At 59.9% G+C, this 25,830-nt stretch carries 27 protein-coding genes and 1 other annotated feature; of the genes, 20 read left to right on the top strand and 7 right to left on the bottom strand.

Translation table 11 applies throughout. The features are described 5' to 3' along the window. The 6 genes from leuD to U0L91_RS04355 form a co-directional block, all read right to left on the bottom strand. The gene (gene leuD, locus U0L91_RS04380; protein ID WP_330045000.1) at positions 1–489 is read right to left on the bottom strand and encodes a 3-isopropylmalate dehydratase small subunit; all 489 of its coding nucleotides are present in this window, start codon (positions 487–489) and stop codon (positions 1–3) included. A gap of 2 nt (positions 490–491) precedes the next feature. Then, the gene (leuC, locus tag U0L91_RS04375; protein ID WP_330044999.1) at positions 492–1,751 is read right to left on the bottom strand and encodes a 3-isopropylmalate dehydratase large subunit; all 1,260 of its coding nucleotides are present in this window, start codon (positions 1,749–1,751) and stop codon (positions 492–494) included. A 33-nt stretch (positions 1,752–1,784) separates the two neighbouring features. After that, on the bottom strand, positions 1,785–3,455 hold the full coding sequence (locus tag U0L91_RS04370; RefSeq protein ID WP_330044998.1) for a 2-isopropylmalate synthase: 1,671 nt from the start codon (positions 3,453–3,455) through the stop codon (positions 1,785–1,787). Between the two features lie 77 nt (positions 3,456–3,532). Then, positions 3,533–3,800: a binding site (T-box leader), on the bottom strand. 117 nt (positions 3,801–3,917) lie between these two features. Then, the gene (udk, locus tag U0L91_RS04365; protein ID WP_330044997.1) at positions 3,918–4,535 is read right to left on the bottom strand and encodes a uridine kinase; all 618 of its coding nucleotides are present in this window, start codon (positions 4,533–4,535) and stop codon (positions 3,918–3,920) included. A 19-nt stretch (positions 4,536–4,554) separates the two neighbouring features. Continuing rightward, on the bottom strand, positions 4,555–5,034 hold the full coding sequence (locus tag U0L91_RS04360; protein WP_330044996.1) for a deoxycytidylate deaminase: 480 nt from the start codon (positions 5,032–5,034) through the stop codon (positions 4,555–4,557). A 74-nt stretch (positions 5,035–5,108) separates the two neighbouring features. After that, complete coding sequence (locus U0L91_RS04355; protein WP_330044995.1) at positions 5,109–5,390, bottom strand: sporulation transcriptional regulator SpoIIID; 282 nt, start codon at positions 5,388–5,390, stop codon at positions 5,109–5,111. Between the two features lie 111 nt (positions 5,391–5,501). Between U0L91_RS04355 and U0L91_RS04350 the strand changes: the two genes are divergently transcribed. Then, on the top strand, positions 5,502–5,858 hold the full coding sequence (locus U0L91_RS04350; protein ID WP_330044994.1) for a DUF1622 domain-containing protein: 357 nt from the start codon (positions 5,502–5,504) through the stop codon (positions 5,856–5,858). A gap of 45 nt (positions 5,859–5,903) precedes the next feature. Here the strand turns inward: U0L91_RS04350 and U0L91_RS04345 are convergent, their stop codons facing one another. Next, the gene (locus U0L91_RS04345; protein ID WP_330044993.1) at positions 5,904–6,797 is read right to left on the bottom strand and encodes a PLP-dependent cysteine synthase family protein; all 894 of its coding nucleotides are present in this window, start codon (positions 6,795–6,797) and stop codon (positions 5,904–5,906) included. Between the two features lie 211 nt (positions 6,798–7,008). Here U0L91_RS04345 and ylxM point away from each other — a divergent pair, with 211 nt between their 5' ends. The 19 genes from ylxM (at position 7,009) to U0L91_RS04250 (ending at position 25,814) form a co-directional block, all read left to right on the top strand. Further along, positions 7,009–7,410, top strand: coding sequence for a YlxM family DNA-binding protein (ylxM, locus tag U0L91_RS04340; RefSeq protein WP_330044992.1), 402 nt, complete (start codon positions 7,009–7,011; stop codon positions 7,408–7,410). Beyond that, entirely contained in the window at positions 7,400–8,743 is a 1,344-nt protein-coding gene (ffh, locus tag U0L91_RS04335) for a signal recognition particle protein (protein WP_330044991.1), read from the top strand. Before ylxM ends, ffh begins: the two co-directional genes overlap by 11 nt. A gap of 105 nt (positions 8,744–8,848) precedes the next feature. Further along, on the top strand, positions 8,849–9,088 hold the full coding sequence (gene rpsP / locus U0L91_RS04330) for a 30S ribosomal protein S16 (protein ID WP_330044990.1): 240 nt from the start codon (positions 8,849–8,851) through the stop codon (positions 9,086–9,088). A gap of 21 nt (positions 9,089–9,109) precedes the next feature. Then, a complete protein-coding gene (locus U0L91_RS04325) occupies positions 9,110–9,343 on the top strand; it encodes a KH domain-containing protein (RefSeq protein ID WP_330044989.1) in 234 nt (77 codons plus the stop codon). Positions 9,344–9,441: 98 nt separating this feature from the next. Next, the gene (rimM, locus tag U0L91_RS04320; protein ID WP_330044988.1) at positions 9,442–9,972 is read left to right on the top strand and encodes a ribosome maturation factor RimM; all 531 of its coding nucleotides are present in this window, start codon (positions 9,442–9,444) and stop codon (positions 9,970–9,972) included. Between the two features lie 3 nt (positions 9,973–9,975). Continuing rightward, positions 9,976–11,217, top strand: a complete 1,242-nt coding sequence (gene trmD, locus U0L91_RS04315; RefSeq protein ID WP_330044987.1) for a tRNA (guanosine(37)-N1)-methyltransferase TrmD — start codon at positions 9,976–9,978, stop codon at positions 11,215–11,217. A 243-nt stretch (positions 11,218–11,460) separates the two neighbouring features. Further along, a complete protein-coding gene (locus U0L91_RS04310) occupies positions 11,461–11,724 on the top strand; it encodes an HPr family phosphocarrier protein (RefSeq protein ID WP_113999630.1) in 264 nt (87 codons plus the stop codon). Positions 11,725–11,812: 88 nt separating this feature from the next. Further along, entirely contained in the window at positions 11,813–13,657 is a 1,845-nt protein-coding gene (uvrC, locus tag U0L91_RS04305; protein WP_330044986.1) for an excinuclease ABC subunit UvrC, read from the top strand. Between the two features lie 47 nt (positions 13,658–13,704). Then, the gene (gene rsmD / locus U0L91_RS04300) at positions 13,705–14,286 is read left to right on the top strand and encodes a 16S rRNA (guanine(966)-N(2))-methyltransferase RsmD (RefSeq protein WP_330044985.1); all 582 of its coding nucleotides are present in this window, start codon (positions 13,705–13,707) and stop codon (positions 14,284–14,286) included. Beyond that, the gene (locus U0L91_RS04295; protein ID WP_330044984.1) at positions 14,283–14,765 is read left to right on the top strand and encodes an ATPase; all 483 of its coding nucleotides are present in this window, start codon (positions 14,283–14,285) and stop codon (positions 14,763–14,765) included. Before rsmD ends, U0L91_RS04295 begins: the two co-directional genes overlap by 4 nt. Before the next feature lie 242 nt (positions 14,766–15,007). After that, entirely contained in the window at positions 15,008–15,424 is a 417-nt protein-coding gene (mraZ, locus tag U0L91_RS04290; protein WP_330044983.1) for a division/cell wall cluster transcriptional repressor MraZ, read from the top strand. 22 nt (positions 15,425–15,446) lie between these two features. After that, positions 15,447–16,370: a 16S rRNA (cytosine(1402)-N(4))-methyltransferase RsmH gene (rsmH, locus tag U0L91_RS04285; protein WP_330044982.1), complete on the top strand. Its 924-nt coding sequence runs from the start codon at positions 15,447–15,449 to the stop codon at positions 16,368–16,370. A gap of 39 nt (positions 16,371–16,409) precedes the next feature. Continuing rightward, positions 16,410–16,889 (top strand): hypothetical protein, encoded by a 480-nt coding sequence (locus U0L91_RS04280; RefSeq protein ID WP_330044981.1) that lies wholly within the window; start codon positions 16,410–16,412, stop codon positions 16,887–16,889. Positions 16,890–17,040: 151 nt separating this feature from the next. Beyond that, positions 17,041–19,602, top strand: a complete 2,562-nt coding sequence (locus tag U0L91_RS04275) for a penicillin-binding transpeptidase domain-containing protein (RefSeq protein WP_330044980.1) — start codon at positions 17,041–17,043, stop codon at positions 19,600–19,602. A gap of 32 nt (positions 19,603–19,634) precedes the next feature. After that, on the top strand, positions 19,635–21,014 hold the full coding sequence (locus U0L91_RS04270; protein ID WP_330044979.1) for a UDP-N-acetylmuramoyl-tripeptide--D-alanyl-D-alanine ligase: 1,380 nt from the start codon (positions 19,635–19,637) through the stop codon (positions 21,012–21,014). 17 nt (positions 21,015–21,031) lie between these two features. After that, positions 21,032–22,045, top strand: a complete 1,014-nt coding sequence (gene mraY / locus U0L91_RS04265; RefSeq protein WP_330044978.1) for a phospho-N-acetylmuramoyl-pentapeptide-transferase — start codon at positions 21,032–21,034, stop codon at positions 22,043–22,045. Between the two features lie 28 nt (positions 22,046–22,073). Continuing rightward, positions 22,074–23,339: an FtsW/RodA/SpoVE family cell cycle protein gene (locus tag U0L91_RS04260; protein ID WP_330044977.1), complete on the top strand. Its 1,266-nt coding sequence runs from the start codon at positions 22,074–22,076 to the stop codon at positions 23,337–23,339. 36 nt (positions 23,340–23,375) lie between these two features. Beyond that, a complete protein-coding gene (murG, locus tag U0L91_RS04255) occupies positions 23,376–24,503 on the top strand; it encodes an undecaprenyldiphospho-muramoylpentapeptide beta-N-acetylglucosaminyltransferase (protein WP_330044976.1) in 1,128 nt (375 codons plus the stop codon). Positions 24,504–24,548: 45 nt separating this feature from the next. After that, positions 24,549–25,814: a cell division protein FtsQ/DivIB gene (locus tag U0L91_RS04250; protein ID WP_330044975.1), complete on the top strand. Its 1,266-nt coding sequence runs from the start codon at positions 24,549–24,551 to the stop codon at positions 25,812–25,814. Positions 25,815–25,830 lie beyond the last annotated feature (16 nt).

Raw genomic sequence — 25,830 nt, 5'->3', positions numbered from 1 at the left:
TTACCGGCCCTCCTGAATGCTCTTCATCAGGCCGCCGGCCTTGATGATTTTCTGAATGAACGGGGGGAAGGGGGCGGCCTCAAACTGCCGGCCCGTGGTCTCGTCGGTGATGACGCCGGTGTCAAAATTGACCGACACGACATCGCCTTCCTGAATGGCCTCGCTGGCGTCGGGACATTCCAGAATCGGCAGACCGATGTTGATGGCGTTGCGGTAGAAAATCCGGGCAAAGCTCTTGGCAATCACGCAGCTGACGCCCGCCGCCTTGATGGCGACCGGAGCGTGCTCGCGGGAAGAACCGCAGCCGAAGTTCTCTCCGCCCACCATGATGTCCCCGGGCTGAACACGGGTGACAAAGGACTTGTCGATATCCTCCATGCAGTGTGCCGCCAGCTCGGCCGGGTTCTGGGTGTTCAGGTAACGGGCGGGGATGATGACATCGGTGTCAATGTTGTCCCCATATTTCAGAACGGTTCCTTTGGCATTCATGCTCATACCTCCCTCGGGTCAGTGATGTGGCCGGTCAGTGCGCTGGCCGCGGCGGTTGCGGGACTGGCAAGGTAGATTTCCGAGCTCACATGGCCCATCCGTCCCACGAAGTTGCGGTTCGTGGTGGAGACACAGCGCTCGTTTTCTGCCAGGATGCCCATGTAGCCGCCCAGGCAGGGACCGCAGGTCGGCGTCGAGACAATGCAGCCGGCATCAATGAAGGCTTCGGTGTAACCGCGCAGGATGCACTCCTTGTAGACGGCCATCGTGGCGGGAATGATGATGCCGCGCACACCCTTGGCGATGTGTTTGCCTTTCAGGATCTTGTAGGCGGCTTCCATGTCCTCAATGCGCCCGTTGGTGCAGGAACCGATGACGACCTGATCAATGGTGATGCCGGCGCCGTCCTTGGCAGGGTGGGTGTTTTCCGGCAGATGCGGGTAGCTGACCGTCGGCTCCAGCGCGTCGAGATCAATGGTGACGGTCCGCTCATATTCGGCATCCGGGTCAGCCTCGTACCGGGTCCAGGGGCGCTGGCTGCGGCCTTTCAGATAGGCTTCGCAGGTCTCGTCAACCGGGAAGATTCCGTTCTTGGCACCGGCCTCAATGGCCATGTTGCAGATGCACAGCCGGTCCTCCATCGTCAGCGATTTCACGCCCTCGCCGGTAAATTCCAGGCTGCGGTACAGCGCGCCGGAAACGCCGATCTGGCCGATCAGGTGCAGGATCACGTCCTTGCCGGCGACCGGTGGATGAATCGAGCCTTTCAGCTCCACCCGGATGGCGGCGGGCACCTTGAACCAGGCCATACCGGTGGCCATGCCGGCGGCCATATCGGTGGAACCGACACCGGTCGAGAACGCTCCGACCGCACCGTAGGTGCAGGTGTGGCTGTCGGCGCCGATGATGCAGTCACCGGCCGTCACAATACCCTTTTCGGGCAGCAGGGCATGTTCAATGCCCATCGTGCCCACATCGTAGAAATTCAGGATGTCATATTTGTTGGCAAAGTCGCGGCATTTCTTGGACTGCTGCGCACTCTTGATGTCCTTGTTGGGGACGAAGTGGTCCAGCACGATGTTGACCCGGGTCTTGTCAAAGACCGAATCGAAACCGGCCTTTTCAAATTCGTTGATGGCCACCGGGGTGGTGATGTCGTTGCCCAGAACGATGTCCAGCCTGGCGTTGATGAGCTGCCCGGCCTTGACCGTCTGCTCACCGCAGTGGGCGGCGAGGATCTTCTGTGTCATGGTCATTCCCATTTGGATTCCCTCCGTTGGATCGGCGTTCTGCCGTTATTTGTTGTTGATGGCGCTCACCAGGGCGCGGATGCCGGCCACGATGATGTCGGTGTGGGTGCCGCAGCCCCAGGTCTCCTTGCCGGACGCCCATTTCAGGCCCACATAGCAGCAGGCGCGGGAACTGGTGTCAGAGTCCAGCGCGTGCTCGCTGTAATGCACCAGCGTAAAGTGCATGTCGGTGGCCTGCTCGATGGCGGTGGCGACGGCGTCCAGACGTCCGTTGCCGGTCGCACGGCAGTGGATGGGCTCCCCGTTGCGGATCGTCACCATGACATCGGCCGTGATGGTGGAGTCGGCATTCTGGGTATAGTGAGCGGACTCGACGTTGAGCGGATCGCGGTTGTTCAGATAGGCGCGCTCAAAGACGTACAGCACTTCCTTGACGCTGAGCTCCTTGTGCTCGTGGTCGGAAACTTCCTTGACGCGATACCCCAGATCCTCGCGCATCCGCGGCGGGGGATTGTACCCGTAATTCTGCTGAAGCAGGAATCCGATGCCGCCCTTGCCGCTCTGGGAATTGATGCGGATCACGTCGGCGTCGTACGTCCGGCCGATGTCGTGCGGGTCGATGGGGATATACGGGCAGGTCCATTCGTGCAGGTTGTGCTCCTTACGCCAGGTCATGCCCTTGGCGATGGCGTCCTGATGGCTTCCACTGAAGGCGGCAAACACCAGCGACCCTGCATAGGGGGTGCGCTCATAGACGTGCATCCGGGTCACCTGTTCGTAGGTTTCGCAGATGGAAGGCATGTCGCTGAAATCCAGCTTGGGGTCCACACCGTGGCTGTACATGTTCATGGCCAGGGTAATGGCATCCACGTTGCCGGTGCGCTCGCCGTTGCCGAACAGGCAGCATTCGATTCGCTGGGCGCCTGCCAGAACGGCAAGCTCGGCATCCGCCACGCCGCAGCCGCGGTCATTGTGGGGATGACTGGAAAGAATCACGCTGTCACGGTATTTCAGATGCTTGGAGCACCACTCGATCTGGTTGGCATACACATGGGGCATGCTCATCTCGACGGTGACCGGCAGGTTGATGATCATCGGGCGGTCCGGGGTGGGCTGCATCACATCCAGCACGGCGTTGCAGACTTCCACGGCGTATTCCGGTTCGGTGCCGGTGAAACTTTCGGGGCTGTACTCGAACAGGAAATTGCCCTCGTATTCTTCGCTCAGCTTCTTGACCAGCTTGGCTCCGTCCACGGCAATCTGCTTGATCTCTTCCTTGCTCTTGCGGAACACCTGTTCACGCTGGGCGACGCTGGTGGAATTGTAGAAATGAATGATGGCGCGCGGTGCACCGCGGACGGCCTCAAAGGTCCGGCGGATGATGTGGTCACGGCACTGGGTCAGCACCTGGACCGTCACATCATCGGGAATGCGGTGTTCATCGATCAGCTTGCGCAGAAATTCATATTCCGTTTCGGACGCGGCGGGGAACCCGACCTCGATCTCCTTGAATCCGATCTTGAGCAGCATGTTGTAGAAGGTGATCTTTTCTTCCAGACTCATCGGAACGATCAGCGACTGGTTGCCGTCCCGCAGATCCACACTGCACCAGATCGGGGCCTTTTCGATGTGGTCTTTCTGGGGCCACTCGTAAATATGGCCGGGCTCGACCGGCGGGGGATAATAACCTACATGATACTTGGTTGCGTCCATCATTTGAATTGCCTCCTTCGGGTTGTGTCGCCTCCGAAAAACGGAATAAAAAAATCCCGCCCCTCAAAGGCTTGCTGCCTTTGAGAGACGGGAGAAACAGTTCTAAAACTCTACCCGCGGTACCACTCTCATTGCCGCCGGATCACCGGACGGCCTCTCTGTACGATCAGCCGGTTACGGCGAATCGCTCCTGCATGATAACGGTCAGGTTCCGTCTGCACCTAACGCACAGCGCTCAGCACAGCTGCTCGGGGGCCAGTGACGCAGAACCTTCCGCACCGCCTCGCACCAACCGGCGGCTCTCTTGAGCTGGAAAGGGGACTGCTTTTTCCCCGTCATCGCATTTCGTAAATTGATAACAGTATGAAGTCTACCAGTTTTTGCAAAGACTGTCAAGAGAAAATGTGTGAATTTTAGCAAAGCATAAAATTTTCACTCCGGATTTTGTGAGCTCTGCCCAAATTCTTAGCTCTGCAGATGGGTGGCGACCCATTTGATCAGCATATCCAGCGCCACCATATTCTGGCCGCCTTCCGGTACGATCAGATCGGCCTTGCGCTTGCTGGGCTCGACAAACTGTTCGTGCATCGGCTTGACGGTGGTCAGATACTGGTTCACCACGCTGTCCAGCGTCCGGCCCCGTTCCTTGACATCCCGCACAATGCGGCGCAGAATCCGCACATCGGCGTCGGTGTCTACAAAGACCTTCATGTCCATCATCTGACACAGCTCGGGGCTGTCGAAGATCAGGATACCCTCCACAATGATGACCGGCGCCGGATGCACGGTGACGGTGCGGTCACTGCGGTTGTGGATAGTGTAGTCATAGACCGGCACTTCGACACTGCGCCCGGCCTGCAGCTCCTGCAGATGATGGATCAGCAGCGACGTCTCGAAGGAATCCGGGTGATCATAATTGAGCTTGCACCGCTCCGAATAGGGCAGTTCATCGTGCCGTTTGTAGTAACTGTCGTGGGTGATGACACTGACCTCATCCTTGCCGAAATGTTCCAGAATCCGCCGGGTCAGGGTCGTCTTACCGCTGCCGGTGCCGCCGGCGATGCCGATAATGATGGTTTTCATACGTCCCGCCTCATTTTTGTCAGACAATGAATTTGATTTCCCGGCCGTGGGGGTGGTAGGCACGGTACTTGACGCCCGCCACATTGAACAGCCGCCGTGCGGCGATGCTGGCGTTGGAATCATGGTATTTGTCGGACAGATAGATGATCTCCCGGATGCCGCTCTGAATGATGGCCTTGGCACATTCGTTGCAGGGGAACAGCGTCACATAGACGCGGGCACCGGTCAGATCGCTGTGAGCGCTGTTCAGGATGGCGTTGAGCTCGGCATGGCAGACATACATATATTTGGTCTCCAGCTCATCACCCTCGCGGTCCCAGGGCATGTCGTCGTCGTTGCAGCCGATCGGCATACCGTTGTATCCCAGCGAAAGAATCTTGTTCTCGGGACTCACAATGCAGGCCCCGACCTGACTGGAATCATCCTTGGAGCGCATGGCGGACAACAGGGCAATGCCCATAAAATATTCATCCCAGCTGATGTAATCCTTGCGTTTCATAAAAACACCGGCTTTCCTGCAAAATTTTCACATTCTATTATACCGGGGCGCACCGCGGTGCGCAAGAGAAAAGCTCAGATTTCTTCGGCTCTTCCGGGCGGTCTTCCGGCATGCCGGCGCAGATACTTGCACCGCGTTGCCTCGCCGCCCCGCAGATGCCGCTCCGCCTTGTTGCGCTGCAGTACGGCCTGGACTTCCCGCCACAGTCCCGGCTCCAGCCGCTGCAGACGGCACTGGTCCTTCCAGACCGTGCTCTTGCTGATGCCGAATACCTTGGCTGCTGCCCGTACCGTGGCGCCGCTGGCTGCCAGATACCGTCCCACCAGCACGGCCCGCTCTTCCGGGTCTCCCTTCATACGCACGCCTCCCCGTCGTTTTTTCAACGGTATGCGAAAAAAGGCCGGTGTATGACAGGTTGCTATTTTGCCGCGAACGTGGTACGCTATCACACAGAAGGAGGAAAGACCATGCTGGATCGTCTGATCGAAGTGCTCCTGAGCTATATCATTCCCATTCTGGAGCTGATGGGAATCTTTGTGGTGACCTGGAGCACGGCGCGTGCCTTTGTGGACTATGTCAAACTGCAGGTCCTGCACCGCAGCGTGCAGGGCAATTTCAAGGTGGAGCTGGCCAACGGCCTGGCAACCTCGCTGGAATTCAAGATGGCGGCCGAGATCCTCAAGACCGTCATCGTGCGGGAAAAAAGCGAGCTGGTGGTGCTGGGGGCCGTCATTGTGCTGCGAGCACTGCTCAGCATCCTGATCCATTTTGAACTGCGTGCCGAGGAACGCTCCCATCCCGGCGGGAATAACGGGGAAACCTGAAACAGCGGCCCGGCGGAATGTTCCGCCGGGCCGCTGTTCGGTCAATCAGTTATAGGTCTGCCGTCCCGCAAAGATGCAGAGCGGCCGGTTGCTCTTGCCGGTTCCCATCAGCTGGGTGGCAGCGTGCAGGGTGGCGCCGGCGCTTGTGCAGGCGGGAATGCCGTCGTAGAAGAGGACTTCCCGCGCCGCCCGCTCGGCGTCCGCCGTGTTGACGGTCAGGACGGTGTCCACCACATAGGGATTGTAGTTTTCCGGCACAAATCCGGGACCGATGCCCGCAATGCCGTGGTGCCCGATGAAGCCGCCCGAAATGGCGGCGCACTCACTGGGCTCGACCGCCACAATGCGGATCATGCTGTTCCACGCTTTCAGATATTCGGCCACGCCGGTCACGGTGCCGCCGCTGCCGACGCCCACGACAACCGCATCAATGGAATCGCCCGCCGCCTTGAGAATCTGCGGCCCGGTCACCCGGCGATGGTATTCGGGGTTGTCATCATTGGCAAAATAATTGGTAAAGTAGCCGTTGTAGCGGGAGGCGGTGTCCTTGGCCACCTGTTCCAGCGCCCGGCGTCCGCCGCTGCCGCATACCACAATGCGGGCGCCCAGACTTTGCAGATGTTTGCGCCGGGAAATGGGCAGGGTGTTGGGAACCACCAGAATGCAGGGATGCCCCGTCGTGGCACAGCTCACCGCCAGCGCCGCCCCGAAACTGCCGGAACTGGCCTCCACCACCGGCATACCGGGCTTGAGGTCGCCCCGCTCGGTGGCGAACGCCAGCATGGTTTCCGCCAGGCCGTCCTTGGAGGTGCCGGTGGCGCCGCCGAAATCCAGATACGCCAGGATGCTCGAAGCCAGGCCGTGACGCCCCGAATACCCCGAAAGACGGACCACAGGGGAACGGTACACGTCCTGATAATAGCTCTGTAAAATCGCCACGAACCGGCCTCCGTTTCTGAATTTCTCCAAATCTGTTCTCATTATAACATAACTTGCCAAATCGTGCACTAGCAAAATCAAAAATCCCGGTTATATTTGGATTTTTCCCCGTTGCACGCGATTTTGCTCTTGACATTGCGGGGGCCGGGTGCTATAATTCAAAGGCTGTAAAGAAAATTACTTTACACCAATCCGCTAAGGAGGAACCGCTGTGGCAGCCAAAGCAGGCAAGAACCTGGAATTTTCCGTGCTGCTGGATTATTATGGCCCGGTTCTGACCGACAAGCAGCGCAATATTCTCTCGGAATATTATAATGATGACCTTTCTCTGGCCGAAATCGCGGAAAATTACGGCATCACCCGGCAGGGGGTGCGCGACGCGATCAAACACGGGGAAGCAACCCTGACCGAGATGGAGCAGAAACTCGGCTCGGCCCGGCGGATGACCGCCATGCGGCGGGATCTGGAGCGGCTGCAGGAGCTGGTCATGGAAGTGCGTGTCTGCAATACCGGATTGTTCACACCGTCGCCCTGCATTCAGCAGGACACGACGGAAATGCTCACGATACTCAGACGCATGGATTCGCAGGAGGATACGCCCGATGGCATTTGAATCTTTGAGCGAGCGTCTCAACGGCGTTTTCAAAAAACTGCGCGGAAAAGGCAAACTTGGCGAAGCCGACATCAAGACGGCCATGCGGGAAGTCCGGATGGCGCTGCTGGAAGCCGACGTCAACTACAAGGTGGCCAAGGATTTCTGTGCGCAGGTTTCGGAACGCGCGATGGGTCAGGAAGTCATGGAGAGCCTGACGCCTGCCCAGCAGGTTGTCAAGATCGTCAACGAGGAACTGACCAAGCTGATGGGCGGCGACGACCCGCAGACGCTGCATATCAAAAACAAGGGCCAGACCGTCCTGATGATGTGCGGCCTGCAGGGCAACGGCAAGACCACCCATGCGGCCAAGCTGGGCCGTTATTACAAGGCCCAGGGCCGGCGCCCGCTGCTGGTGGCCTGCGATATTTATCGCCCCGCTGCCATTGATCAGCTGCGTATCGTCGGTGAGCAGGCCGGCGTCCCCGTCTTTGAGATGGGCACCGAAAAGCCCGAGATCATCGCCGGCAAGGCGATGGCCTACGCACGGGACCACGGCAACGACATTGTCATTCTCGATACCGCCGGCCGCCTTCAGATCGATGACGAACTGATGGGAGAGCTGGTGCGCATCAAGCAGGCCGTTGAGGTGGATGAGACCATCCTCGTGGTGGATGCCACAGCCGGCCAGGAAGCCGTCAATGTGGCCAAGACCTTCAATGAGAAGGTCGGCATCACCGGCGTCATCCTGACCAAGACGGACGGCGATACCCGCGGCGGCGCGGCGCTCTCGGTGCTGGCCGTAACCGGCAAGCCGATCTACTTCCAGGGCGTCGGCGAAAAGCTGGACGCGCTCGAACCGTTCTATCCCTCCCGGATGGCAAGCCGGATTCTCGGCATGGGCGATGTGCTCAGCCTGATCGAGAAGGCCCAGGCCGTGCAGAACGACCAGGAAGCCGAAGCGGCCGCCCGGCGGATGATGTCCAACAAGTTTGACATGAACGATATGCTGACCCAGTTCGCCCAGATCAAAAAGATGGGCGGTGCTTCGGCGCTGCTGGCCATGCTGCCCGGCGGCAACCAGATCAGTTCCGAGCAGCTGGACCAGATCGACGACAAAGCATTGCCGCATATCGAAGCCATCATCTATTCCATGACGCCCGAAGAGCGGGCCCATCCCTCCATCATCAATCCCAAGCGCAAGCGCCGGATTGCCGCCGGAAGCGGCCAGACCGTGGAGGACGTGAACAAGCTGCTGCGCCAGTTTGAGGCGATGCAGAAGATGATGAAGAAAGCACGCCGCAATCCTAAGGGCTTTATGCGCAGCATGGGCGGGCTGCGCGGATTCCGTTGATCGCCCCGCTGAATGAAGATATGACCCGCAAGCCGTTACGGCCCCAGGGTGATATAGAAAGAAAGCCCCGCAAGGGCCGTAAAACAAATTTTGGAGGAAAAAACCATGGTTAAGATTCGTCTGCGCCGCATCGGCGCCAAGAAAGCTCCCTTCTACCGCATTGTCGTTGCCGACAGCCGTTTTGCTCGTGACGGCCGCTTCATCGAGGAGATCGGCTACTACGATCCCACCAAGGAGCCCAGCGTTGTGAAGATCGATGCCGAGAAGGCCAAGCAGTGGCTGGCCACCGGCGCTCAGCCGACCGACACCGTTCGCGTTCTGCTGAAGAAAGAGAACGTTCTGTAATTCTAAATGGAGGAAGGTCAAATGCAGGAACTGCTGATTGCTGTTGCACGCGGCCTTGTGGAAGACAAGGACGCCGTGCAGGTGACGGTTGACCCCCCGCGTGAAGACGGCACGGTCGTCTACCACCTGACGGTGGCCGAGGGAGATATGGGCCGCGTGATCGGCAAACAGGGCCGTATTGCGAAGGCAATCCGCGTCGTCATGCGTGCCGCTGCCGTCCGCCAGAACGAAAAAGTTGTGGTGGAGATCGGCTGATTTTGCCACCTCGAGCACTCTGCCTGCCTGGGCAGGGTGCTTTTTTCGCATCAATCGCGGGGACTGTTGTCCGTCGCTTCATCAAGAGGAGAATTTCCATGCAAAACTATCTGCCCGCCTGCAAGATTGTTTCCACCCACGGCGTCCGCGGCGAGATGAAAGCCCTGCCGCTGTGTGACGGCGCGGACTTCCTGCGCGGTTTCCGCCGCCTCTTCACGGCGCCAGACGGCAGCGGCGAGACCGAACTGCTGGGTGTCCGTGCCCAGGGCAATATGCTGCTGGTCCGGCTGGCCGGCGTGGAGGATATGGACGCCGCCCGCGCCCGCATCGGCAAAACGTTCTACTTTGCCAAGGCGGATGCCCGCCTGCCCGAGGGCCGCTATTTTATTGATGACCTCATCGGCTGCACGGTGCTGGATGACGGGGACGGCCATGTCCTGGGCACGGTCACCGCGGTGGACCATCCGGGCGCACAGGACATCTATACCGTCCGGGATGCTGCCGGCACGGACCATCTGATCCCGGCGGTTCCGGAATTCATCATCGGGGTGGATCTGCAGGCCCGTACCGTCACGATGCGCCCCATCGGCGGCATGTTTGACGAGCCGGTCAACGGGGATGAGGGCTGAATCATGCGGATTGATATTGTGACGCTCTTTCCGGAACTGTGTGACACGTTTCTGAGCACCAGCATTCTGGGACGCGCCCGGAACAAAGGTCTCTTTGAGGCGCATTGCCATCAGATCCGGGACTATACACAGAACAAACAGCGCCAGACCGACGATTACCCCTATGGCGGCGGCTGCGGCATGGTGCTCTATGCGCAGCCCATTGCCGACTGCCTGCGGGAGGTCATCCGTCAGTGCGCCGAACAGGGGAGACCCCGCCCGCATATCGTCTTCCTGACGGCGGCCGGACAGCCCTACAAGGAGGAGACCACCCGACGCCTGGCAGCCTGCGACAGTCTGACACTGGTCTGCGGCCACTACGAGGGCATTGACGAACGGGTCATTGAGGAATTCGGCGATGAGGAGATCTCCATCGGCGACTATGTGCTGACCGGCGGCGAGCTGGCCAGCCTGGTGGTTGCGGACAGTGTTCTCCGCCTGCAGCCCGGCGTGCTCGCCGAAGAGCAAGGCTATCAGGAGGAAAGCTACTGGGATAACCTGCTGGAATATCCGCAGTATACCCGCCCGGAAGTGTGGGAGGGCCGCCCGGTTCCGCCGGTGCTGCTGACCGGAGACCACGACCGGATTCAGGCATGGCGCGGCCGCCAGAGCCGGGAACGCACCCGGACCCGGCGCCCGGACCTCTACCTTGCCTGGTGCGAGTCCCACCCCATCACCCGCATCCCGCGCTGGAAGCGGACCGAACGGGCCTGCCTGGTCCGGGACGCGGCACAGATGGAGGCGGCGGCCCGGCTGGCGGCCGAGGCGCGCCGGACACTGTACCAGACCGCCGGCGTTGTTCCCGGGTCTGAACCGAGCCCGCAGACATTGCGGGAAGAACTGGAAAACAGACGCCGCGAAGGATGGGCCTTTTATCTGCATTCCATGTCCGGGACGGAGGATGGCCTGGTCGGCGTCTGCCACAAAACCGGACAGATCGGGTATCTTGCGGTGACAGAGCCTTCCCGCGGAATCGGGATCGGAACACGGCTGCTGGATTTTGCGCGCAAAAAACTTGCGGAGCACGATGCCCCCTGGGTGGCGGTGCCGCAGGACAACCTGGCCCTCATCGGACTGCTGATCCGCATGGACTTTCGCGCGCAGACGGCTGCAAATCCCGGCAAAATGACCGGAATCCTGTCGGAAAATGTCGGATTCCGGCAGCAGATTTATCGGATTCAGACGCCTTTGGAAAAGAAATTGTAATAGTTTTGTATTCTATATACAATATGGTGGAAAACTAACTAGTAAATTTGTACAAACGGCGTGGCGTCATTTTGTGCCAAATGCGGAATCCTGACAAAAATGCAATTTTTCACTGTACAAAGTCGAACAAATGGGATAAAATAGAGTCAGTTAAGGCGGCGTGATAAGGTGCAAAACCGCCTGAAAACAGCCCGCGGTAGAAGGCTTGGGCGTAACATTTTCAATAAGTAGGAGAGAATTATTATGTACGTTAAAGAAGTTACCGTTGAGAATCAGGTCGGTCTGCACGCTCGTCCCGCCACGTTCTTCATTCAGAAGGCAAACGAGTACAAATCCTCCATCTGGGTCGAGAAGGAAGAGCGTCGTGTGAACGCGAAGTCTCTGCTCGGCGTTTTGAGCCTGGGCATCGTCGGCGGCACCACGATCCGCATCATTGCGGACGGTACCGATGAGCAGGCTGCTGTGGATGGCCTGGTCAAGCTGGTCAACTCCGGTTTCTCCGAATAATCCCCAACATACACACACTTGCGGCGGGTGATTTGTTCACCCGCTGTTTTTATTGCCGGACCACCAACCAACACGATAGGACAACGCCATGACCAAAGCTGAACTTTACAAAAAAGCCTGTATGCTGCCGCTGCTGCCGGGGGTCTATATCATCCGCGACAAAAGCGATACCATCATCTATATCGGCAAGGCCAAACGTCTGCGCATCCGTGTCTCGCAGTATTTCCGTGAGGGCGTTCCTCACGATACCAAGGTCACCCAGATGATCAATCATGCCTTCACGTTTGATGTGATCGTCTGCCAGAGTGAGTTTGAGGCCCTGGTCCTGGAAGCCAGCCAGATCAAGGCGCATACGCCCAAATACAACATCCTGCTCAAGGACGACAAGGGATACAGCTATGTCAAGGTGACGCGGGGCGACTGGCCGCGGCTGTCGGCGGTTCTTCAGAAGGACGATGACAATGCCGACTATATCGGCCCCTTCACCTCCTCCTTTGCCGTGCGGGAAATGGTGGAAACCGCGCAGAACTGCTTCCTGCTGCCCCGCTGCGCCAAAGAATTCCCGCGGGACATCGGGAAGGGAAGACCCTGCCTCAATGCGCATATCGGCAAATGTATGGCGGTTTGCAGCGGCAAGATCAGCTGCCAGGCATACAATGACGCCGTGCAGGGCGCGCTGCGGATGATCCGCTACGGCAAGAAGGACATCGTCAAGCAGCTGCGGGAAAAGATGGAGGCCGCATCGGAACGGCTGGATTTTGAGACGGCCGCGCTGCTGCGCGATCAGATCGCGGCCATTGACCGCGTGGCTGCCGGCCAGAAGGTCGTCATGGAATCCGGCGCCGAGATGGATGTCATCGCGCTGGCCGGTACCTCCCGCGCCGTCTGTGCGGCGGTCCTGCGGTACCGGGACGGCCGGCTGACGGATAAACGGGAATTCCTGTTCCACGATACCACCGATCTCGACGCGGTGCGGGAAGAGTTCCTGCCCCAGTATTATCTGGACGGCGAGACCATCCCCAAGACCATCGCGGTGGATGCGCTGCCTTCCGACGCCGAGGCCCTCAACCGGGCCCTCAACGAGGCGCGCGGCAGCAAGGTCGAGCTGTATGTCCCGCAGCGCGGAGACATCGCCAAACTGGTCACGATGGCCTACACCAACGCGGTCGAACGCCTCGGCCGTGAGAGCGGGCGCTATACGCGGGAGGAAAAGCTGCTGGAGGAGGCGGCACAGGTCCTGGGCCTGAAATCGCCGCCGCATCTGATCGAAAGCTATGATATCTCCAACTGGGGCGACGGCTCCAGCGTCTGTGGTATGGTGGTGTTCCGGGATGGCAAACCCTACCGCAGCGGGTACCGCCGCTTCAAGATCAAGGGCGTTGCCGGCACCGATGACTATGCCTCGCTGGCAGAGACCCTCTCCCGCCGTGCGGCGGAATACGAGGCAGCCCGCCGCGGGGAGAAGCCCGATACCGAATCCAACCAGTTTGCCTCCCTGCCGGATCTGCTGCTGATAGACGGCGGCCGCGGCCAGGTCAGCGCCGTCAAACAGGCCTTGCGCGGCACGGCGCTGGAACACGTTCCGACCTTCGGCATGGTCAAGGATGACCACCACCGCACCCGCGCCATTGTGGATGATGCCGGCGGAGAGATTGCCATCAACCGTCACCGCAACATCTTTACCTTTGTGACGGCCATTCAGGATGAGACACACCGCTATGCCAACGACTACCGCAAGCGGATGATGCGCAAGAAATCCTACGCGGCCACCCTGACCGAACTGCCCGGCGTCGGCCCCAAGACCAGCGCCGCACTGCTGGCCCGGTTCAAAACCGTGACGGCTGTCAAGGAAGCCTCCATTTCCGATCTGGAGGAGGTCAAGGGGGTCAGCCACGCCAAGGCGGAACAGATTTATAATGCGCTGCATCAATGAGAATAAAATGCAATTCTCCCTTGACAACGCACCCCAAACCCTTCATAATGAGAAGACGAAAGGCAGGTGGACTCCTGATGATGCGTGTAATTGCGGGTACGGCCCGCGGCAAAAACCTGGCTTCGCTGCCCGGCGAAGACGTGACCCGCCCCACGATCAACCGTGTGAAGGAGGCCATGTTTTCCAGTGTTCAGTTCCTGGTACCCGGTGCCCGGGTGCTGGACCTGTTTGCAGGCAGCGGCCAGCTTGGCATCGAGGCATTGTCCCGCGGTGCGGCGCGATGCGTGTTTCTGGACACTTCCCGGGATGCCATCAACATTGTGCTGGCAAACTGCAAAACGGCAGGGGTCTTTGACCGCAGCCGGGTGATTCCCGATGATGCCTTCCATTTTCTGAGCACCACCCAGGAACGGTTTGACCTGGCATTGCTGGACCCGCCGTTTCATCACGGCACGGTGGCCCGGGCGCTGCCGCTGCTGGCGCCACTGATGGTGCCGGGCGGTGTGGTGCTGTGCGAAACCGAACGAACTGCCGAACTCCCCGCGGAAGCAGCGGGCCTGGTTCTGGCAAAACAATATCAGTACGGCAAAATTCTTGTGAGCCGCTATGAGAAAGAGGAACAGCTATGAACGTACAGGAACTGCTTGATTTGATGGAGGAAACGCTGGAAGAGGGGACAGCGGTTCCATTTGCCGCTTCCAAGCGTGTGGTGGATGTGGATCGCTGCCGCGACATCATTGACGAGGTCCGCAACAACCTGCCCGATGAACTGCGCGACAGCAAAAAGATTGTGGCCGACCGCGAGCAGATCATCAAGAACGCCCAGCAGGAGGCAGACAACGTCATCAAACAGGCGGAGGAACGGGCGCGCGGCATGGTTTCGGATCAGGAGATCACCCGTCGTGCCCAGAAAGCGGCGGTCGAGATCGTCACGGCCGCCCAGAATCAGGCCAAGGAGCTGAACCGCGCTTCCACGGCCTACTGTGAGAGCATTCTCAAAAACTCCGAGGAGGTGCTGGCCCGCAGCGTGGCCGATATCAAGAGCACCAGGATGAACCTGCGCAACCTGGCCAGCCGTGACCTGCGCGGCGGCAAAAAGAAAGGTTGAGTCTCGCTGCAATAAGTGGGAACGATTTGTGAAAACTTATCGCCCGCGGCGCATTTTTGGCGCCGCGGGCTTGCTTTTTGCGCGTTGATTTGGTACTATAGTAGTACGCAGGTGGGGAAGTGTGGTGAACTAGGGTTGAAAGTGGGTAGTTCTTAACACTTTCCACAGAGTTCTTAACCGCAATTTCTCTTCCTGCCGTCAAAAAAACGACTTCCGTCGCAGGGAAAGGGGAGACTTCGACTGTGTTCGTCGGCCAGTATGACTACGCCATCGACGCCAAGGGACGGTTGAATTTCCCCGCCAAATTCCGTGAGGGGATGGGGCAGACCTTTATCGTCACCCGCTGGCTGGACCATTGCCTGGCCGCCTTCCCCGCCGATGAGTTTGAAAAGGTCGCGGAGCGTATCGCGGAGAAGGGCCTGGTCAAGGGGCGCAGCGTCAGCCGGATGCTGTATTCTTCTGCCGTGGAAGTGACGCCGGATAAGCAGGGGCGGATTCAGCTGCCTGCCAAACTGCGGGAGTACGCAAATCTTGACCATGATGTAACGGTGATCGGCAACCGTACTTTTGCCGAAATCTGGAATACCCAGACCTGGGAATCCAGCCAGGCCGACTCCGATGAGGATTTTACCGCGGCCATGGAGGAACTGGATTTCTGACAGCACAGGAAGAAGGAAAAACATGGAATTCAGCCACATTCCTGTTCTGCTGCAGCCGTGTCTTGACGGGCTGGCCATCGATCCGGCCGGTATCTACCTGGACGGTACTGCCGGCGGAGCGGGCCACTCGAAAGAAATTGCCAAGCGCCTGACCACCGGGCGGCTGATCGCACTCGATCAGGACCCAGATGCGGTGGCAACCGCCACCGAAAGGCTTAAGGGTCTTCCCGCCCGCGTGGTTCAGGCCAATTTCCGTGAGACGGCCCGCGTTCTGGACGAGCTGGGAATCCCCGCCATTCAGGGCGCGCTACTAGATCTGGGCGTTTCCAGCCACCAGCTGGACGATGCGGAACGGGGCTTTTCCTACCATGCGGATGCGCCGCTGGATATGCGGATGAGTCAGCAGGGCCCGACGGCTGCGGATCTCGTCAATACGCTGGACCGCGAGGAACTGACCCGGATTCTGCGCGATTACGGTGAGGAACCGTATGCCTGGCAGATTGCCGGCAAGATTGTCCGCGTCCGGCAGGAAACCCCGATCCTGACCACACTGCAGCTGGCCGATCTGATCGCCGCGGCAGTCCCGCCGGCTGAACGGCGCAAGAACAAGAATCCGGCCCGCCGCAGCTTCCAGGCCATCCGGATTGCCGTCAACGGGGAACTGGACGCCCTCAATGAGGGGATGGAAGCCATTTTCAGCCGGCTGGCACCGGGCGGAAGATTCTGCATCATCACCTTCCACAGCCTGGAAGACCGGCTGGTCAAGCAGAAGTTCCGCCGCTGGGCACAGCGGTGCACCTGCCCGCCGGAGCAGCCCATCTGCACCTGCGGCGGCGTGCCCAAAGCAAAACTGATTACCCGCAAACCCATCGAAGCGGATGCCGAGGAACTGCAGGAAAACCGCCGCAGCCGCTCGGCCAAACTTCGGGTGTTGGAGAAACTTTGACAAATCTATCGGTTTGATGCCGGAAAGGGGGCGACGCCCATGGCTACCGCAGAAGCGGCCAACCTGTACGCCGCACGTTACAAACACACTGCGGGGCAGCCCCGCATGAAGGTGGTCCGGGGCGGACGCTACGGCCTGAGCAAGGCCAGACAGTTTGCCCGCAGCACCATCACGGTCCTGACCATTGCGATCTTTATCGGTCTGGTGGTCAGCATTGTGGCCAGTCAGGCCCGGATCACCCAGCTCTCGGGTGAGATTGATTCCACCCGCACCAGCCTGGCCAATGCCCAGAGCTACTATGATTATCTGTCTTCCAGCATGGACACCATCACGAACCTCACCAGTGTGCAGGACGTGGCGGAAGGCCGCCTTGGCCTGGTCAAGGTGGACCCGAGCCAGGTGACCTATATCCGTCTGGAAGATCAAAGCGTCATTGAACGGGCCAGCGGCGGCGCCGATAAGCTGCTGTCCGGCCTCAAGTCGGCGGCACTCAGCCTGCTGGCCATCTTTGAACCATAACTCCCTGCGCCTGAAGCGTGCATCCCGGTCGGAGCACGCTTTTTTTTCCATTCTATCCTGAAATCTGGTGCAACCCGGAAGGAATACTGCTATGCCCATGGACTCCCGCAAACAACCCCGAAAGCCTTCCCGCCCGCGTGAGACGCGGCACATGGCGGACCTCGCTGTCCGCCTGCGCACGCTGCTTCTCGTCGCGTTCTTTGTCATCTTCGGATTTGGCCTTCTGATTTACCAGCTCTATGTCCTGCAGCTCCGCGACTCGGAGCAGTACCGGGTCGAGGCGACGGAGCAGCAACTCTCCGATGACTGGATTCCCGCCACCCGCGGTTCCATCTATTCCTCCACCGGCAAACTGCTGGCCAAGTCCACTGTGGTCTGGAACCTGATCGCCAACCCCTCGTACTGCAACCAGGATTTCACCAAACAGGCCAGCGAGGACATCAGCAATCTTCTGGGCGGCACGCCCACCGCTGACGAAATCTACGAGAAACTCAGCGATACGACCAGCCAGTACAAAATCATTGCCAAGGGCGTGGATATGGTGACCGCCCAGAAGGTGCTGGACTACGCCAACACCGAGCGGGTGGTCAACGGCCTGCCGGAGGACGATGAGCAGGCCGAAAAGGAGAAGGTCATCTCGATGTACAAGGAGTCCTCCTCGGTGCGGGAATATCCCTGCGGGGATTTCCTGGCCTCGGTGCTGGGCTTCTGCGGCAGTGACGGCAACGGCATGTACGGTCTGGAAAAGTCCTACAACGAACAGCTGGCCGGAACACCGGGACGGAGCATCTCCAGCGAAAACGCCTGGGGCTATGAGCTGCCCAACGAGAGCTCCGATACCCATGAACCCACCAACGGATACAACCTGCATCTGACCATTGATGACAACATCCAGAGCGTGCTGGAAACCGAACTGACCAACGCAATCAGCGATTACAGCGTCCAGAACCGCGGCAGCGCCATTGTCATGAATGTCAAGACCGGCGCCATCTACGGAATGGCCACCGAACCGCAGTTTGATCCCAACGATCCGTATACCATCGCCGACGATACGCTGCTTTCCATCCTCAATTCGCCCGGCGGCGTGCTGACCGAGGATTCCATCGCGGTGCTGCAGAGCCGGCTCGGACAGGATGCGGTCCAGGACATCATCGAGGACGGCGTCATCGGCACCGAGCCGCGCACCGAGGTCAACGAGGACGGAACCACAACAGATCTTCCCAGCGAGTATACCACGCTTCAGGGTTATATGCGCGAAGCACAGTGGAAGAATAAAGCCGTGACTGAACTGTATTACCCCGGATCGGTTTTCAAGCTCATGACGGCGGCCGCGGCGCTGGATTCCGGCAAGATGGATGCCAGCCAGCAGTTCTACTGCAGCGGCAACCTGACCGTCTTTGAGGGAACGCCCTGGGAACACACCTATCGCTGCGCCGAGGGCAAAGCCCATCTGTGGCAGGATATGGCGGGGGCCCTGAACGAGAGCTGCAACCTGTATTTCATCCAGGTGGCCGAGGAGATGGACCCCGAATTCTTCTACAACTATTATCAGGCGTTCGGCCTGACCCAGACCACCGGCATTGACCTGCCTTACGAATCCAAGGGCATCTCCAAGACGCAGGAAGAGATGGAGCAGGTCGTGACCGACCTGTATTCCACGGCATTCGGCCAGACCCAGAAACTCACGCTGGTGCAGATGGCCACCGCCGTGGCCGCCACGGTGAACGGCGGGTATCTGCTCACCCCCTATGTGGTGGACTCCATGACCGACGATACCGGCAACATCGTCTGGCAGGCGGAACCCGAAATCCGCCGCCAGGTCATCAGTGAGGAAGTCAGCGAACAGATCCGCACGATGATGGAAGCCAACGTCGGCAACAACATTGATGATACCAGCCACAGCTGCCGCAATGCCTATGTGGCCGGCTACCGCATCGGCGGCAAGTCCGGCACGGCAGAGGAACTGGACTGGAAAGAGCCTTACAAATACCGTCCGGACGGAGACTACCGCAAGGCCATCAGCTTCGCGGCGATCCTGCCGGCCGATGACCCGGAAATCCTGGTTCTGGTCATGCTGGACGACCCGCGCTGGATCTATGACTATGCGTCGCAGATTGTGGCCCCGGTCACCGGCAACATCATCCGTCAGATCGCGCCGTATCTTGGCATTGAGCGCGATCCGTCCTATGACGAGAACGGCACGGTCACGGTGCCCAACCTGATCGGCACCCGCTGGACCTCGGCCCAGGTCAAGCTGAATGCCGCCGGCCTGTCCCACCGGTTTGTGGACAGCAGCGACGGCGATGTGATCTTCCAGTATCCGGCCGGCGGAACCGAAGTTCCGGCCGGGTCCACCGTCTACTGCTACACGCAGTCCGAAACCAGCAGTATGACCACCGTTCCCGATGCGGCCGGCAAGACCGGCAGTTTTGCCGAGCAGATGCTCAAGGCCGCGGGCGTCAACGTCAGCATTGCGGGGGATGAATCCGGCCGTGTCATATCCCAGGATGTGGCAGCGGGAACCTCGGTTCCTCTTGGCACCGTCGTCACCCTGACCACCTCCGCCGATGCGGCGGATTCCACGGCATCGTCGTCCGCCGACACATCGTCCGATACGTCCGGAGAGGAATCACAGCAAACCTCCGACTCCGGAACCGATGAATCCCCGCAGGATGCAGACAGTGACAATGCGGCTTCCTCCGATTCGGAGTGAAGGACCGCCATCGAAAGAAGGAGAGTGACCCCATGAAACCCATGAACGCCAACGAGCTGCTGGCCGGGTTGACCCTGGCCCGTCCGGTTCCGATCACCGCCGTGGTGACGGATTCCCGCAAAGTGGTACCCGGCTGCATCTTCGTCTGTTTCCCCGGGGAACGGGTGGACGGACATGACTACGCCGCCGCAGCCTACCGGGCGGGGGCGGAATATATCATTGCCAACCACGACGTGGAGGGCGTCCCTCAGGATCATCTGGTGATCTGGCCGTCCAGCCATATGGCAATGATCCGGATGGCTTCCAATTACCGGATGCTGTTCAGCCCGCTCATGATCGGTGTGACGGGCAGCGTGGGCAAGACGACTACCAAGGAATTCTGCTACGCGATCCTCTCCGCTTTCGGCAACACCCTCAAGACGGAGGGCAACCAGAACAATGAAATCGGTCTGCCCAACACCCTCTTCCGCCTCGAAGATACCACCGAGTATGCGGTGGTCGAGATGGGCATGAGCCACGCCGGCGAGATTGCCCGCCTGGCCCGCACGGCCCGGCCCTCGGCCGGCATCATCACGATGATCGGCGTCTCCCATCTGGAAAATCTCGGAAGCCGCGAGAATATACTGAAAGCAAAGCTGGAGATCTGTCAGGGTCTGCCGGACGGTGCCCCGCTGGTGCTCAACGCCGACGATGACCTGCTGCCCGGCGCGGCACTTCCCGGCCGGCTCAACCCGGTCTGGTTCGGAATCAAGTCCCGGAATGCGGATGTCTCGGCCGAGAACATCCGTCCGGACGGTGACGGGACCGCCTTCACGCTGCTGGACCGCGCCGAAGGGGAGACCTTCCGCTTTGAGGTGCGGATTCCCTCGGCGGGCGTCCATACGGTCTATGATGCGCTGGCAGCCTATGCGGCGGCGACCCGGCTGGGTCTGGACCGTGCCAAATGTGCGGCGGCACTTGCCAATTACCGTACCACCGGTATGCGGCAGAACATTGTGCAGCACGGCGGCGTCACCTTCATCGAGGACTGCTACAATGCCAGCCCGGACAGCATGAAGGCGGCACTGCAGATTCTGCGGGACCGCACACCGGCCCCGGGCGGACGGCGCATTGCCGTTCTGGGCGACATGCTCGAGCTTGGTTCGGCCAGTGAATCCGGCCATCGCCAGACCGGCGAATGGGCCGCACAGGCCGCAGATCTGCTGGTCGCGTTCGGTCCCCGCAGCGCGGCTATGGCGGACGCAGCAAGACAAAAAGGAATCACAACCATCCATTGCCAAACCAGCGAGGAAGTAGTAGAATATCTACGGCAGACGGTCCGTCCCGGAGATGTCGTCCTGGCCAAGGCCAGCCACGCCATGAAACTGGACGAAGTGCTTCATACGTTGTATGAGGATCTGCCAAATACCTGATTTTGGAGGAATTCCATATGGGGATGATTGTCTCCTGGATGCTGATTGCGGCTGCGATCGGTGCGTTTGCCATTACGGCACTGTCGGGGTGTTTCGTGATCCCGGCTCTTCGGAAACTGCATTTCGGCCAGACCATCCGTGAGGACGGCCCGACCTGGCACAACAAAAAACAGGGTACCCCGACGATGGGCGGCCTGTGCTTCATCTTCGGCATTCTGCTGTCCTGCGGCCTGGTCTACGCCGGGTTCCAGCGGTACGCGGCCGACCTGCTGGGCATCATTCAGGTCCGTGCAGCCATGCTGGCACTGTTCCTGGCGTTCGGTTCCGGCCTCATCGGTTTTCTGGATGATTATATCAAGGTCGTCAAACACCGGAACCTGGGCTTGCTGGCCTGGCAGAAACTTGTCATGCAGGTGGCGGTGACGGGCTGCTTCATGGCGGGCCTTCAGATGCAGGGCCTGCTCACGACGGTGGTTATGCTGCCCTTCGTGGGGGCCGTGGATCTGGGCGTGGCGTTTTATCCGATCGCCTTCCTCGGCATTATCTTCCTGGTCAATGCCGTCAACCTGACGGATGGCCTCGACGGCCTGTGCTCCTGCGTGACCTTTGTCTCGATGCTCGGCTACCTGCTGGCGGCCAGTATGCTCAGCTTCTACCATGTGGCGGTGCTGGCCACGGCCACGGCGGCTGCGGCGGCGGGCTTCCTGGTCTGGAACTTCTACCCCGCCAAGGTCTTTATGGGCGATACCGGCAGTATGTTCTTCGGCGGTATGGTCACGGCGCTGGCCTTCATCATGGGCCGGCCCGAGCTGGTTTTCTTCTTCGGCATCGTCTATATCTGGGATGCCATGACCGTGGTCATCCAGCGTGTGTATTACAAGGCCACCCACGGCAAGCGGATTTTCCGCATGACCCCCATCCATCATGCCTTCGAGATGCGCGGCTGGCGGGAAGTCAAGATTGACTTCTTCTTCAGCCTCATTGCGCTGATCGGCGTGGTGCTGGGTCTGATGTACATTTATCTCGGCTGATACAGCTCTCACAGAAAGGGGACAGCGCATGACGATTGCCCAGGTCTTGGATTTGGCATTTGGCAATATTGTTCGGTTTTTCAAGGAAGTCAGTTTCCGCAAAGAAGAGCGCGGTCCCATTTCCTGGAACTTTGTCGGCGTCCTGGCGCTGGTTCAGATTTACGGACTCATCATGCTGTTTTCTGCCAGCTATGCCACCGGGTATTATCGACGCGAAGGGGACATCTACTATTACATCCGTCAGCAGGCCATTCTGGCACTGGTGGGGTTTGTTCTGATGTTCCTGATCTCCAACATCAACTACCGCAGTCTGCGGCATGTGCACTGGTACCTGTATGTACTTACGCTGGTCCTGCTGGTCTGGGCCCTGTTCAGCGAACCGCAGAACAACTGCAACCGCTGGGTCTACATGTTCGGCACCTCGCTTCAGCCTTCCGAGCTTGCCAAGCTGTCCACAATCCTCGGCATCGCCTGCTGGTCCGATAACCATTACGAGAAACGCGGCTCCCTGCTGTACGGCATTTTTGGCACGCTGCTGCCGCTTTTGCCGTATATCTACCTTCTCTATAAGGAACCGCACAACTCGGCCATTATCCTGATCGTGCTGATTGCCGGTACCATGATGGTCTGCGGCGGCATCGGTCTGCGCTGGCTGCCGCTCATGGCCGCACTGGGCGCCATGGCCATCTACCTGATGCTGACCGGACAGGAAAACTACGTCCAGCAGCGTCTGGGCGCCTGGGGTCTGACTTCGGGCGGCGAGGATGAACAGGTCCTGTACCAGACCCAGCAGAGTCTGTATTCCATCGCTTCGGGCGGGCTGACCGGTCTCGGCATCGGCAACAGCCGTCAGAAACATCTGTGGCTGCCGGAAGCCACCAACGACTTTATCTTCTCGGTGCTGTGCGAGGAGCTGGGCTTTATCGGGGCGCTGCTCTGCATCGGCCTCTTTGCGGCCCTCATCATCCAGGGCATCTTCATTGCGCTGCGTGCGCCGGACTATTTCGGTACCATGATCGGAATCGGCATCATGGCCCAGATCGCCTGGCAGACTTTCTGTCACATCGGCGTGGTTACCGCCACGCTGCCCAATACCGGCATCAGCCTGCCCTTCTTCTCGTCGGGCGGCACCAGTCTGCTGATCCTGCTATGTGAGATGGGCGTCATGCTCAGTATATCCAGGGCAGGCAATGCGCGGGCCCTGGCGCAGCAGCGGCGCGAACAACAGGAACTGGTCCGGAGAATGAACGGCGGAACGCCTCCCGGACTGCGCCGTCATCGCAAAACGGTGTGATGACACCGGAAATTTTCGGATAGGAGTTGTGTTACGATGCGTGTTCTGATTGCAGCCGGCGGCACGGCCGGTCACATCAATCCGGCCCTGGCCATTGCCGGGGCGATCAAGGCCGCCGACCCGACCGCCGAGATTCATTTTGCGGGCCGTCGGGAAGGCATGGAATACGGCCTGGTCACCAAGTCCGGGTATCCGTTCCATCATATCGAGATCAACGGTTTCCAGCGCAAACTGACGCTGCGCAATGTGGGACGCAACCTGGTGGCGGTGTATCATCTGGCTCTTTCGGGACCGCGCACGGCGGCCATCCTGCGGGAAGTCCGCCCCGATCTTGTGATCGGCTGCGGCGGATATGTCAGCGGCCCGGTGGTCCGTGCGGCGGCCAAAAAGGGAATCAAGACTGCCATCCATGAGCAGAATGCCTTCCCGGGCGTGACCAACAAGCTCCTGGCCAAGGAAGTGGACGTGGTGTTTGCGGCGTCGGCTGCCGCAGTGGAAAAACTCGGCGCTCCCCAGAAGACTGTGGTGGTGGGCAATCCGGTCCGTCCCGAGATTCTCACCCAGGACCGTGCGGCGGCGCGCGCCAAGCTGGATGCCGGCGACCGTACCGTGATCCTGAGCTTTGGCGGCAGCCTGGGTGCCCGCCGCATCAACGAGGTCGTTGCCTCGCTCTGCGCCTGGGAACAGAAGACCTCCCAGCCCATCCTGCACCTGCATGCCACGGGCAGCCGCGGCGTCAAACTGTTCCAGGATCTGGCCGCCAAGGAGGGCTTTACCACCGGCCGCAACCTCGTGGTGCGGGAATATATTGATAATATGCCCGAAATGCTGGCAGCGGCCGACCTTGTCATCTCCCGTTCGGGAGCGCTGACGCTGGCGGAACTCGAAGCCATGGGCCGGGCATCCATCCTGATTCCCAGCCCCAATGTGGCGGAGAACCATCAGTACTATAACGCTCTGGAACTGCAGAAAGCCGGGGCGGCGGTGGTGATCGAGGAAAAAGATCTGACCGGCGACAAGCTGATCGAGACGGTCAAAACGCTGCTGGAACAGCCCGGCCGCCTGGCGGCGATGGGCAAAGCTGCCACCACCCTTGGCAACCCCAAGAGCCTGGAGCTGATCATTGCCAGACTCCGGGAACTGATGGGCAGCGATTCCTTCTGAAAGGCAGACCCCCATGTATAAATCCGAACCAAAGGAGGCTCCGTCATGGACCGCGACCAGCGCAGCCGCCGTCAGAAAAACCGAGTACCTCCCCAGGTAAAGAGACCGCGCAGCATGCAGGATCGGGTGGGGCTTCAGCGGGCTGCCGGCAGACCGGCCCCGCCGCGCCGCAACAGCACGTCCGCCAAGCGGCACCCCGCCACAGGCCCGCAGCCGCGGCGGATGCAGAACACACCTGCGCATCGAAATGCGCCCCGCCCGCAGCAGAATCCTCAGAAAGCCGGATACCGCAGCGGCGCACCCCGCGTTGCCCGCCGGGTCACCCGCGCTGAACAGCTTCGGCGGCGCCGCCGCAAAGCCCTTGGCGGTGCCATCTGTGTGCTCATCGTCCTGATTGTGGGCATCATCCTCTCCATCAATCTGCTGTTCAAGGTCACGGATTTCCGGGTCGAAAACCCCGACCGCGTGACCCCGGCCAATACCGGCATCTATACCGAACAGCAGATCATCGATGCGTCCGGCATCCAGGTGGGGGATAACCTGCTCGGCTTTTCCACCAAAGAAAAAGCCGCCCAGATTCTTTCGCAGCTGCCTTATCTGGATTCGGTGCAGGTCCGCGTTCAGCTGCCAGGAACGGTGATTCTGCAAGTCCAGCCTGCCGTGGAACGCTTCAAGCTCGAATACAACGGCAGCTGGCTGATCCTCAGCGACAAACTCAAGGTCCTGCGCACCGAGGCGGAAGGCCCTTCCGGGCTGATTCTGCTGGAAGCCAATCTTCCGGATGGTCAGTCGGTGGCCCCGGGAGCGCTGCTCAACCTGGAATCCGACAGCTCCCTGGCCACACCGGTACCCACCGTGGAACCCGGCCAGAAAACGCCTGAGACAGCCGCAGAACCCACCGAGACCGCCAACGAGGTGCTGTATCAAGTGCTGGATGAGCTGGACTCCCACGGCCTGCTGGATGGCACATCGGTCATCTCGCTGACCGACCTCAGCGAACTGAACCTGCTGTATCAGGGCCGTGTCTCCATCAAACTGGGCACCTCCAACAATCTGGACTATAAGGTGCGTCTGGCCGCCTATATCGTGCTCGATACAGGCGGAGACGGTCTTACCTCCAGTGACCGCGGCACGCTGGATGTCTCCAATCAGATGGAGGACGGCTCGATTGAGGCCCGGTTCCTGCCTGCGGAGGATACGACCACCGAGCCGGAATCCCAGGACGATGCCGGCACGGCAGGGGAGGACGGCGCAGACTCCGCTGCCCCGGACTCTGCCGAGACAGAGCCGACCCCCGAACCGACCGAATAAACCAACAAGGCGGCGT

It is taken from the genome of Gemmiger sp., from assembly GCF_036306485.1.
Taxonomy (GTDB): Bacteria; Bacillota; Clostridia; order Oscillospirales; family Ruminococcaceae; genus Gemmiger.
This window is presented reverse-complemented; position numbering and strand designations above follow the sequence as displayed.

Coding starts and splice junctions, on each gene's coding strand:
- leuD (WP_330045000.1), bottom strand. CDS start 489: ATGAATGCCAAAGGAACCGTTCTGAAATATGGGGACAACATTGACACC.
- leuC (WP_330044999.1), bottom strand. CDS start 1,751: ATGGGAATGACCATGACACAGAAGATCCTCGCCGCCCACTGCGGTGAG.
- U0L91_RS04370 (WP_330044998.1), bottom strand. CDS start 3,455: ATGATGGACGCAACCAAGTATCATGTAGGTTATTATCCCCCGCCGGTC.
- udk (WP_330044997.1), bottom strand. CDS start 4,535: ATGAAAACCATCATTATCGGCATCGCCGGCGGCACCGGCAGCGGTAAG.
- U0L91_RS04360 (WP_330044996.1), bottom strand. CDS start 5,034: ATGAAACGCAAGGATTACATCAGCTGGGATGAATATTTTATGGGCATT.
- U0L91_RS04355 (WP_330044995.1), bottom strand. CDS start 5,390: ATGAAGGGAGACCCGGAAGAGCGGGCCGTGCTGGTGGGACGGTATCTG.
- U0L91_RS04350 (WP_330044994.1), top strand. CDS start 5,502: ATGCTGGATCGTCTGATCGAAGTGCTCCTGAGCTATATCATTCCCATT.
- ffh (WP_330044991.1), top strand. CDS start 7,400: ATGGCATTTGAATCTTTGAGCGAGCGTCTCAACGGCGTTTTCAAAAAA.
- rpsP (WP_330044990.1), top strand. CDS start 8,849: ATGGTTAAGATTCGTCTGCGCCGCATCGGCGCCAAGAAAGCTCCCTTC.
- U0L91_RS04325 (WP_330044989.1), top strand. CDS start 9,110: ATGCAGGAACTGCTGATTGCTGTTGCACGCGGCCTTGTGGAAGACAAG.
- rimM (WP_330044988.1), top strand. CDS start 9,442: ATGCAAAACTATCTGCCCGCCTGCAAGATTGTTTCCACCCACGGCGTC.
- trmD (WP_330044987.1), top strand. CDS start 9,976: ATGCGGATTGATATTGTGACGCTCTTTCCGGAACTGTGTGACACGTTT.
- U0L91_RS04310 (WP_113999630.1), top strand. CDS start 11,461: ATGTACGTTAAAGAAGTTACCGTTGAGAATCAGGTCGGTCTGCACGCT.
- uvrC (WP_330044986.1), top strand. CDS start 11,813: ATGACCAAAGCTGAACTTTACAAAAAAGCCTGTATGCTGCCGCTGCTG.
- rsmD (WP_330044985.1), top strand. CDS start 13,705: ATGAGAAGACGAAAGGCAGGTGGACTCCTGATGATGCGTGTAATTGCG.
- U0L91_RS04295 (WP_330044984.1), top strand. CDS start 14,283: ATGAACGTACAGGAACTGCTTGATTTGATGGAGGAAACGCTGGAAGAG.
- rsmH (WP_330044982.1), top strand. CDS start 15,447: ATGGAATTCAGCCACATTCCTGTTCTGCTGCAGCCGTGTCTTGACGGG.
- U0L91_RS04280 (WP_330044981.1), top strand. CDS start 16,410: ATGGCTACCGCAGAAGCGGCCAACCTGTACGCCGCACGTTACAAACAC.
- U0L91_RS04275 (WP_330044980.1), top strand. CDS start 17,041: ATGGCGGACCTCGCTGTCCGCCTGCGCACGCTGCTTCTCGTCGCGTTC.
- U0L91_RS04270 (WP_330044979.1), top strand. CDS start 19,635: ATGAAACCCATGAACGCCAACGAGCTGCTGGCCGGGTTGACCCTGGCC.
- mraY (WP_330044978.1), top strand. CDS start 21,032: ATGGGGATGATTGTCTCCTGGATGCTGATTGCGGCTGCGATCGGTGCG.
- U0L91_RS04260 (WP_330044977.1), top strand. CDS start 22,074: ATGACGATTGCCCAGGTCTTGGATTTGGCATTTGGCAATATTGTTCGG.
- murG (WP_330044976.1), top strand. CDS start 23,376: ATGCGTGTTCTGATTGCAGCCGGCGGCACGGCCGGTCACATCAATCCG.
- U0L91_RS04250 (WP_330044975.1), top strand. CDS start 24,549: ATGGACCGCGACCAGCGCAGCCGCCGTCAGAAAAACCGAGTACCTCCC.